Origin of the sequence: Haloferula sp. A504 (assembly GCF_044385805.1) — a bacterium.
GTDB lineage: Bacteria > Verrucomicrobiota > Verrucomicrobiia > Verrucomicrobiales > Akkermansiaceae > Haloferula.
Genome location: NZ_JBISBU010000022.1, coordinates 67,714 through 78,083 on the forward strand (window position 1 = coordinate 67,714; position 10,370 = coordinate 78,083).

Below are 10,370 nucleotides of genomic sequence, written 5' to 3' on the forward strand. Positions count from 1 at the left end.
AAACTTTGCTTATGAGTGGATTGATCAGGCAAGCCAGTTTCTTCAGGGTTCGGGTGCTCGTTTTGTTAGGATTCACCATTTTTTCCGCGATGGCCCATGGAGGGCAGGCATCTTCGGGTGGGAACAGGGACTTTGAGCTTCTTCCGGCCCCGCGAGCCTTCAGTTTGGTCGGCGAAGTTTTTTCTCCGGCCGGGCAAAACCTGATCTGGGCACCGGATGCCGGGCAGGCGGAAGTCGGGCGCATTGCGGTGCAATTTCGGTCGGTCCTGAAGAAGCAGGGCCTCTCCACGTCAACGACGGCGGAGTGGGATCCGCAGCGCTGCAACATCATCTTTCGCCTCAGCCCCGAGCTGGTGCCGCAGCAGGACGGTTACCGGATCTCGGTCACGGACAAGCGGCTCAGCGTGTATGCCCACGATGCGCCCGGGCTCCGGTATGCCGTGCTCACCCTCGGTCAGATCCTTGAGCAGATTCCGGCGGGCCAGCCGATTCCCTGCATGAAGATCAGCGACTGGCCCGACTTCCCGAACCGTGGCGTGATGCTCGATGTCTCGCGGGACAAGATCCCGACCATGGAGACGCTCTATCAGTATGTCGATTACTTCGCCTCCTGGAAGATCAACCAGTTGCAACTCTACACCGAGCACAGCTTTGCCTACAAAGGCCACGAGGTGGTTTGGAAGGATGCCAGCCCGATGACCCCGGAGCAGGTCCGGGCGCTCGATGCCTATTGCAGGGAGCGCTTCATCGAACTCGTGCCCAACCAGAACACCTTCGGGCACATGGAGCGCTGGCTCAAGCACGAGCCCTACCGACAATTCGCCGAAGCGCCGGATGGCTTCCAAACCGGCAGTGGCTGGCAATTTCCACGAGCGCTCTGCGTCACGGATCCGCGTTCGATCGCCTTGGTCGACGACCTGCTGGGGCAACTGATCCCGCATTTCACCAGTGGTCAGGTCAACGTGGGTTGCGACGAGACCCACGACCTCGGCCGAGGGCGAAGCAGGGAACTCGTCGAGGAGCGCGGCTTCGGGCGGGTCTATCTCGATTTCCTGCTCAAGATCCACGCGGTCTGTGAGAAGCACGGCAAGGTCATGCAATTCTGGGGCGACATCATCCGGCACTACCCGGAGCTGATTCCGGAACTCCCCGACAACGTCATCGCCATGGTCTGGGGCTATCGTCCCGAACATCCCTACGGCGAGGAATGCCGGAAATACAAGGCATCCGGCGTGCCCTTCTACGTCTGTCCAGGCACGTCCGCCTGGCTCAGTCTGTCCGGAAGAACCCAGCGCGCCTTTGACAACATCCGCAATGCAGTGACCCACGGACTGGAACACGGAGCCATCGGTGTGCTCAACACAAGCTGGTGTGCGCGCGGTGCCTGGCAAAGCTACGCCTCGCCGTTTCCCGGCTTCGTCTACGGCGCGGGCTTGAGCTGGTGTGTCGAAAGCAATCTGGACGCAGATGTTCCGTCACTACTGGACCGCTACGTCTTTTTCGATGAGGCGGGCGTGATTGGTAAGGTGGTTTGTGAAGTCGGCAATGCCTACGCGGTGCCCGAGGGATACTACAATGGGGACACCTCCTATCTGGCCAAGATCATGCTCGATCCCGAGTTGCCAATGACCATCAACCATTTCAAATGGCTCACTCCGGAAAAGGTGACCCGGATCCGGGAACATGTGCAGCAATCGATGAGGCCTCTGGGCAAGGCGCGCCTGCCCGGCGACGATGGCGGTCTCGTCATCGAGGAGATCCGTCACTCCGCCGAGCTCGTGCTTTTCGCCTGCGACCTCTTTGACGCCCGCTTGGCAGCTGAGGGGAACGAGATGGCGAAGGTGCCCGAAGCCGAACGCCAACGGCTGGCCGGGAAGCTGAGATCGCTGCTTGCGAGTCATGAGAAGCTCTGGCTCCAGCGCAATCGCGTCGGCGGGCTCGCAGACAGCAAGGAGCGGATGACCCCCCTCCTTAATTTGTTAGAAAATAAATAATGCAAGCTGATCGGAAAACAATCTGTAGTGGGATGATGGTCAACTTCGGGCGAAATTCACCGGCGTTCGTCGCCGGTCTTCTCATCAGCCTTTTACTTAGTGCGCGCCTGCCGGGCGTTCCGAATCCGGATTTCACGAAGGGTGAGCCGCTCCCTGTGAAGGAGGCGCCCAAGGACTGGAATCTGGGGGCGACCGGCCTGCGCGGCTGGATGCACACGCAGCGGCGGCTGTCGACCGACCAAGCCCGTCAGGTTTACATCACCCAGGTCGACAAGGGCTCTCCGGCCGATGGCATCTTCAAGCGGGGCGATGTGCTGCTGGGGGTGGGCGGACAGCCTTTCCGCCATGATCCACGAACGGAGATCGGCAAAGCCCTGAGCGCTGCGGAGGCTGCCGATGGCAAACTGGCACTGACTCGCTGGCGTCAGGGGGGGACGGAGGAGGTGATCCTTCAACTGCAGAACCTTGGCCCCTACAGTCCGACGGCACCCTATGATTGCGGGAAGTCGTACGAGATTCTCAATCAAAGTTGCGAGGCCCTCGCCGGACGAATGAAGGAGCCGGGCTACGGGAAACAGAACCCGATCGTCCGTTCGCTCAATGCCCTTGGACTGCTGGCCAGCGGTAACCCGAAATACCATCCACTGATCCAGCGCGAGGCGGAGTGGGCGGCGGACTATTCCACCGAGTCGTTCGCGACCTGGTGGTATGGATACGTCACGGTGTTTCTCGGCGAATATATCCTGGCAACCGGTGACACTTCCGTCCTGCCCGGTCTGCGTCGGATCGCCATGGAAGCCGCCAAGGGACAGAGCATGGTCGGTTCATGGGGGCACAAGTTTGCCAATCCCGATGGCCGTCTTCCCGGCTACGGCATGATGAACTCGCCCGGTGCGGTGCTGACGATCGGCATGGTGCTGGCGCGCGAGGCCGGCGTCAAAGACCCCGAGGTGGTCAAGGCGATCGAGCGCAGCGTCACGCTGCTCCGCTTCTACAGTGGCAAGGGTTGTGTCCCCTACGGCGACCATGCGCCCTACATGAAGTATCACGAAGACAATGGGAAAAACGGAATGGCGGCGGTCCTGTTCGATCAACTAGGCGATGCCGAAGCCACCCGATTTTTCACCAAAATGAGCACCGCCGCGCATGGTCGCGAGCGCGACACCGGACATACCGGGAACTTCTTCAACATCACCTGGGCGATGCCGGGCGTGGCACGTGGCGGGCCTCATGCCACCGGGGCCTGGATGCAGGAGTTCGGGGCCTGGTATTTCGATCTTGCCCGGAAATGGGATCACAGCTTCCCGCACCAGGGACCGCCACAGGCGAAAAAGGACTCCTACGGCAACTGGGATGCGACCGGGATGTATCTGATCGCCTATGCCATGCCTCGGAAGGCGATTCGTCTGACGGGCAGCAAGCCATTCGTGCTCCCGCCCTTTGGTCCGAAGGATGCCGCGAAGCTCATCGTTGAAGGTCACCCGGACTATGCGGAGGGCAAGTTCAGTGCCTTCAGCAGTTGGTCACCCATCATCCGGGAACGTGCCGCGGAGGCTCTGGCCAAGCAGAAGGACGCACCCGTCGAGCCCTTCATTCGGTTGCTCGATTCACCTTCATTGGAGGCGCGCCAAGGGGCCTGCACCGCCCTGGGGCACATGAGGGAACGAGCCGAGCCAGCCATTCCCAAGCTGCTCGAGACGCTGAAGGCGGATGATCTCTGGCTGCGCGTCAAAGCCACCGAAGCGCTGGCGGCAATCGGCGATCCCGCCAAACAAAACGCCTTGCCCGTTTTGCTCAAAAGAATGGCGATCGGTCCCACCGAGGAGGATCCCCGCGCGATGGAGCAGCGCTACATCGTGGCAGCACTGTTTCACCCGAGAACCGGAATGCTTCGTCGCTCGATCAAGGGGGTGGACCGGGAGCTCCTGCTCGCCGGTATCGAATCCGCGCTGCAGAACGAAGACGGTTGGACCCGCGGCAATTTGAGGACGCTTTACGAGAAATTATCTCTGGAGGAGTTGAGGCCGATCATGCCCGCCGTCCAGCGTGCGATTCGAGAGCGCGCTCCGAGCGGCATCATGTTCGACGGTCAGATCCAGGATGCCGGACTCGAGCTTTACAGTAGAAACCTCATCGACGAGGGCATTGAGATGATCGCCACGCATATCCGGACACAGAAGCCGCACGGGAGCCGGAAGAGGGTGCCCAAATACATCGAGATGCTGAAACGCTACGGCACGCATGCGCAACGGGCGATCCCGCTGCTAGAGAAGGCGGAATACTACTTCGAACACGTCGAGGACTTTCCCAAATGGGCCAAGGAGGAAAAGCTGGCCGCTTTGCGAAAAGGCATCCGGGAAATCAAGGCACTGAAGAAGACCCCGGAGCTGGTTGAACTCGGGCTTTAGCAGCTCATCAAGCGTTTGTCTTAACTCCTTCCCAGGGAAGGATGCCGGCGGGCCGGACTTGATCGAAGCTGGTCACTGTCCATGATTCTTGGGAGAAGTTCAGAATGAGAGCAAGGTGCTACAAACGAACCCTGATGTTGATCTGGATTGTTTCAACGGTCCTCGCTTTCCCGTGTATCGCTGAAGACAGTCGGCCCAACGTTCTGTTCATTGCGATCGATGATCTGAATGATTGGATCGGGTGCATGGGCGGGCACCCCGACACCAAGACCCCGAATCTGGACCGTCTGGCCAGGCAAGGCGTGTTGTTTACGAATGCTTCAACCCCGTCGCCCGCCTGCGTGCCCACGCGGTGCGCGGTGATGACCGGCAAGGCGCCCGCCACGACGGGACTCTATCATAACAGCGATGGGCATCACCGACTCTACGACGATCTCAAGAGCCTCGTCACCCTCCCGCAATATTTCAGCCAGCAGGGCTACAAGTCGTGGGGTGCGGGAAAGCTCCTTCATCATTTCCATCATGGAGACTACGACGAAGTCTTTGACAACGGGTACTGGAAAAATCCCGAGCCGGAAGGGGTGGACTGCGAGAAGCCGCCGCGCACGATCGAAGAGTTCCTGGACTGGTGGGCTCCGGTCGATGTCCCCAATTCGGACATGAAGGACTGGCAAGCTGCCCAGTGGGCCGCCGGGGTCCTTCAACAGGAGCACGAGAAACCCTTCTTTCTGGCCTGCGGCATCTTTCGCCCGCACGAACCATGGAACGTGCCGCAGGCATACTACGACAAGTTTCCTTTGGATTCCCTGACGCTGCCGAAAATCAAGGAGGATGATCTCGATGATGTCGGCGAACCTGTGAAGCGACCCAGTCCGGTCGCAGAGCGAATTGTATCGGATGAACAGGTCTGGCGAAAGAGCGTCCAATCCTACCTGGCCAATATCAACTTCGCCGACGACTGTCTCGGCCTCATTCTCGATGCCCTGGATAAATCGCCTCACCGGGACAACACGATCATCGTGCTATGGTCGGACCACGGCTGGCAACTCGGAGAGAAGTATCGCTGGGCAAAATTCACCCTCTGGGAACGATCGTCCCGTTGTGTGCTGATGTTGGCAGGCCCGGGCATCACAAGGGGCGGACGCGTTTCCAGCCCCGTTAGCCTGCAGGACATCTACCCGACACTGATCGATCTCTGCCGCCTGCCCGCGAGAAGAAGCATCGATGGCCGGAGCTTTCTTCCCTACCTCGAGAATCCGGATAAAGCGCCATCGGACATCCCGGCAATCACGGCCAACGAGCTTGGGTTCAGCCTGCGCGGCGCCCGCTACCGCTACATTCGCTACCACGACGGATCCGAAGAACTCTACGACCACATGAAGGACCCCATGGAGTGGAACAATCTTGCGGACGATCCGGACTACGCAGCAGTGGTGACAGAACTGAAGACCCACCTCCCGAAAAACCCGGCACCTCGGAAAAGGCGGTAGCCATCCATTCACGACTGGTGCTCCGGTTTGGGGAGGTGCTACAATTCAGAGAGGATTCCTGTGGCATCCAACCAGTCATTGACCTCAACTGCGGTATGCGTCCCGCGGATGGTCGGCGTCGAAATGTTCGGAGCCAGGGTCTTGGTGGGCAGTGTATAGATGAAGGGGATGTCCCGGTTCCCTGTCTGCCAACCACCGTCGGGGCCGGGCTGGATGGAGAACCGCGTCTTCATGCTTTTGGCCAGCGCGGCCATCTCCGGGGCAAAATGCTTGCGGTCATCCGGAACCATTTCCCGGCCGCTGATGAAGACGATCCCGCTGAGCGCTGCCGGGGTGAAGGAGTGCATGTAGACGTTGTACTCGAAGCAGGCCGTGGAATCACCGATGTCGGTTTTGGGTGAGGGGTAGGTGCCCCACTGGCTGCCGTCTGGTACGGTGCCGGTCACCATCATCTGAGGAATATATTCCTTCCAATAGGCTTTCCACTCGGCAAGGTAGCGTCTCACGTTGTCCAGGTAGTAGGGGTTGTGCGGATACTGGCTGCCGACGGTCTTGTAGTCTTCCATCAGGCTGGGGGCTTCGTTGAGGAAGGCCGGAGCGATCCAGTTCTTGATCGGCACGTCCTTTCTGGCCTTCAGGTAAATGATGCCGACGGGGCGACTGGTTTTCGCGGAAATTTGGTTGCCGATGGCAGCCGCGAGGCCATGAGCCTCCTTCCAGTAAGCCGCGAGGCGGTTCTTCGGCGTGCGGGAGGTGCAGATACTAAAGCGGCTGGGCTCGGCCCGGCCGTCGCGGTTGGACTGGTTCTCGATCATGCGCACGATCTGCCCCGAGGGTGCCACTTCCGGCACCTTGATGTTGGGGGGCGTGACGACACACCACACATCGCCGAAGATGATGCCGGTGATGACGCGCTCGTGCACCATTTCGCCATCGATGGTGAACCGCACTTTCAAGGTGTGGGGCTGCGCGCTGGCTTCGGAGGCTGGCAAGACCACTTGCCACTCCGCCATCTCCGGGGTGACATCGATGACTTTCCGGATCCTGCCTTGTGCCGCGCCGCTTGCCGGGCCGAACTCAAAGTGAACCTTGCATTCGCCTTCTTCCGGCTCGTCCTGCCATTCGCCCCATTGGCGGGTCGATCCCCAGACGGTAACCGGTTGATCGGCCTGGAAGACCGCGTCGTCACGGAACTGCACACTCAGGAGCGGCATCTTAAAATATTCATGCAGTTTGCCGACGGTTGTGGGGTCGATTTTTACGCCGGCGACTTTGAGCTTCTCGTCCGGCCAGTTCTCGCTGGTGACGAACTCATGATCGTAAACGATGAAGGGCGTCATGGGCAGCATGGCCTTGTTGTAGAGGTTGGGTTGGAAGCCAACGCCCGCGGTGGCGTAGGAGACACCGCGGGGCTCTTTGACGCCAGGGGCGGAGACGATGGCCTTATCGCCATCGATGTGAACCTGAGCCGGGTGCCAGACGCGGTCGGCTCCGGCCAGGTAGAAGAGCTTCACCCGATCCTCGCCATCGGGGATAATCTTGGGGACGGCCAAGCCGGCCACTGCGGAGGCCGGATCACCGTCCACGATTTCCGTCGGTTTGGTCCGGGCATTCGTCTCGGTCTCGGCGACGAGCAGCCCGCCATCGGCGTGGTCGAATTCGAGGATCAACTTGTCGCCCTCGACCCGGTAGGATTTATACATCGGGCCATCGACGACGAGGTCCTTCAGGTCGTATTGATGCTTCAGGGCGTGGAGGGCGAGGCGCTGACCGGGCACGGCTTTGTTGATGTAGTGGATGCCGCCCGTGACATCGATTTGTGAGGCCATGCCGGAGTGGGGGATGTCGCGGGCCAGCCAGGTGCCGTGACGCATCTCTGCGGTCCCTTGAATGGAAGGGCTGTTGTCCTCCTTGCCCGGGCTCATGTAGGCGCTGTAAAACTGGTGGAAATAGACCGGCAGGTTCGGGCGCTCCCAGACCGTCCGCCATCCACGGATCAGGCTGTGGAGGTTGTTATAATAAACCAGGCCTTCGTTCATGTTGGCAAAGCCCTGGTTCCAGATGCCGCCACGAAGGGCATAGGGCACGACCGGGCTGAGCCGGCCATTGAAGAGCCAGGTGGCGTCCCGGTTGCTGCTGAGATTGCCGGGGACGTCGGCCGTGATCTTCTTCGCATCCTTGCCTGCCTTCTGCGCCGCATCGACGGCGGCGATCTGGTCCTCCAGCGATTGATAAAAGGCGCCCCAGGCCTTCTGGTGTTCCGGGGTCGTCGGATCGGTCTGCAGGCACTTGAGGTGAATCGCCTTGCTGTATTCGTCCTCCGCACTGGCAAAGCCCTCCCGTGGGACCCATGCCTGGATCTCGGTCTGGCTGAAGGAGCAGTTGAGGATGCCGATGGGGACGTTGATTTCCCGATAGAGTTTCTCGGCGAAGGCAAAGGCGATCGCGCTGTATTCACCATAGTTGCCGTTCTTCCAGGCGCCCGTCGCCTTGCGGATCGGGTGGAGCTGCGAGGTGACCGAGGTGACCTGGAACTCCCGGATGGGGGCGGGTTGGTTCTTGGTGTCCGCACTGAATTTCTGAGCCAGGGCGGCGACCCGGCTTCTGGAGACGACCCATTGCATGTTCGACTGGCCGGAGGCCAGCCAGACCTCACCCACCAGCAGGTTCTTCAGGGTGACCGATTTGCCGGTGCTCTCGGTGATGACCATCTCGGCGGGTTCGGCGCTTGTCTTCAGTGGTTTCAGCCTGGCCACCCACTTGCCATCCTTGCCTGCCGTCGCAGTGGCTTTATGGCCCGAGAATGTCACGGTCACCTTCGTGCCCGGTTCACTCCATCCCCAGACCGGCACTTCCATGTCCCGTTGCAGAACGGCGTTGTCGCAGAAGGGAGCGCCCAACTGGATCGCCGGAGCGGGGGAGGGTCTGTCGGCGGCCTCCGCGCTTGCGGGGCCGGGAGCCAGCAAGCCAAGGAATATGGCGCCGAGCAAAGAGGCGATGCGGCTTGTCTTCATGATGGCGGATGGTTGGGAGTTCATGTCATTTCTCAAGATTGGATTCCGGAGCGTGTGGTGGTCCGTGCAGGCACGTGGTGAAGTTCGTGTGGGGCTCACTGGCATCAGGGCTTGTTCGCTGGCAGGCGTGGACCCCGCCGCTTGGCATCGGGGATGCGGGAGGGTCCGATCTTCCCGCTGGAATCAAGACCCGGCGCCGGTGGGATTTCATCATCGGACCCCGCCATTGTACCCCCACTCGAAGGTGATGACTGGTGGGTTGCCTTCGGTGATGATGGAGGGGATGACAAATTCGACCCTGTCCGCAGTGGTCGAGGCCTGCGTTCGATTCACCGGGATGGGCTTCTCCGGCTTGCCGCCATTGAGGAAGCCTTCCCCCTTCCAGGGTTTGTCCAGGTCGAGTTGATCCAGCCATTCCCCTGCGATGGCATGAACCTTGTCTTCCTGAACAATGCCGACCCCGATCTTGCCATTGGCCACCCGGAACTCGTTGGCATGAGGCCGGTCGGGATGCCTTCTCACGAATCTGACGGCGATGGTGGACGGCCATTGATCGCCGACGCGGGTCAGCTGTGCCCGGCCCATTTGATAGGGGGTGTGAATGTCAAGGGTGGCCTTGTCCTTGCCGAACTCGATTCTGCCCTGATCGGAGAAGCCCCTGCGGCCCTTGAACCTCATGCGGAAGGCCGGGGGGTTCTCGGGTTCGACCAACTTCCCATCCTTCCAGATCGCATCGATGGACAGGCCGTGATAGGCTCTCGCCATGATGGCAATGCGCTTGAAGTTGCCGCCGAGTTCGGAAAGCTGCTTGGGGAAAATCTTCTCCAGGTCAATGGTGCCACGGCTGTTCGTCGGTTTGGCATAACCATACAAGCCGACACCGGCCTCGATGGCCTCCGGCACGGCGCTGGTCGGGTCGTTCCCGCCGAAGTCGGACAAGCAGGTGATCAGGCGGGTGTCTTCACCGACGATGGACCTGAGGGGGAGGATTTCATCCAGGCGCCCGGTTTCACCCATCAGCCAGTCGACTTCCTTGTACATGTCGGAATCCTTCACCAATGGATGATTCACATGGTTCGTGGTCAGCCAGATGATGGAGTCGGGGTCGGCGGTCTTGGCGGCCTTGTGGATCGCCTTCCAGCAGCGATCGATGGCCTTGCGGCCGTAGGCGAGTTCCTGCTCCCGGGTCAACTTGTCCTCGCCGGGGAAGGCTTCACCCATCAGTTGCTGGTAGAGTTTCTTCTCCGCGTCGATCCATTTTCCCTTGGTGCTGCTCCGCCTGGGCATCCAGACCCAGTCGATCATGAATCCGTCGATGCCCGTCGTCTTGATCGCGTCGGTGATGGCCGCGGAGAGGTAGGCGAGGTAGTCGTCGGTGTAGGGGATGTGGTAGCTGCTGGGCGTGCCGTAGCTGAGTTCGGGATTCTCCTCGCCCCAGCGGGTGTTGGCCGCGATGCAGAAGTA

5 protein-coding genes are annotated in these 10,370 nt (G+C 60.5%); 3 read left to right on the forward strand and 2 right to left on the reverse strand.

Annotated elements, in window-relative coordinates:
* Positions 1 to 89: 89 nt before the first annotated feature.
* From ACG2LG_RS12280 to ACG2LG_RS12290, 3 genes are all read left to right on the forward strand, one after another.
* Positions 90 to 1,994: a family 20 glycosylhydrolase gene (locus ACG2LG_RS12280; RefSeq protein ID WP_396259388.1), complete on the forward strand. Its 1,905-nt coding sequence runs from the start codon at positions 90 to 92 to the stop codon at positions 1,992 to 1,994.
* 32 nt (positions 1,995 to 2,026) lie between these two features.
* Complete coding sequence (locus ACG2LG_RS12285; protein ID WP_396259382.1) at positions 2,027 to 4,402, forward strand: DUF6288 domain-containing protein; 2,376 nt, start codon at positions 2,027 to 2,029, stop codon at positions 4,400 to 4,402.
* A 134-nt stretch (positions 4,403 to 4,536) separates the two neighbouring features.
* Complete coding sequence (locus ACG2LG_RS12290; RefSeq protein ID WP_396259384.1) at positions 4,537 to 5,892, forward strand: sulfatase; 1,356 nt, start codon at positions 4,537 to 4,539, stop codon at positions 5,890 to 5,892.
* Positions 5,893 to 5,930: 38 nt separating this feature from the next.
* Here the strand turns inward: ACG2LG_RS12290 and ACG2LG_RS12295 are convergent, their stop codons facing one another.
* Positions 5,931 to 8,906, reverse strand: coding sequence for a hypothetical protein (locus ACG2LG_RS12295; RefSeq protein ID WP_396259385.1), 2,976 nt, complete (start codon positions 8,904 to 8,906; stop codon positions 5,931 to 5,933).
* Between the two features lie 210 nt (positions 8,907 to 9,116).
* A partial coding sequence (locus ACG2LG_RS12300) for a hypothetical protein (RefSeq protein WP_396259387.1) occupies positions 9,117 to 10,370 on the reverse strand: 1,254 nt, incomplete at its 5' end.

Excerpts from the sequence above, each read along its gene's own strand:
- ACG2LG_RS12280 (WP_396259388.1), top strand. The coding sequence starts at position 90 with ATGGCCCATGGAGGGCAGGCATCTTCGGGTGGGAACAGGGACTTTGAG.
- ACG2LG_RS12285 (WP_396259382.1), top strand. The coding sequence starts at position 2,027 with ATGATGGTCAACTTCGGGCGAAATTCACCGGCGTTCGTCGCCGGTCTT.
- ACG2LG_RS12290 (WP_396259384.1), top strand. The coding sequence starts at position 4,537 with ATGTTGATCTGGATTGTTTCAACGGTCCTCGCTTTCCCGTGTATCGCT.
- ACG2LG_RS12295 (WP_396259385.1), bottom strand. The coding sequence starts at position 8,906 with ATGAAGACAAGCCGCATCGCCTCTTTGCTCGGCGCCATATTCCTTGGC.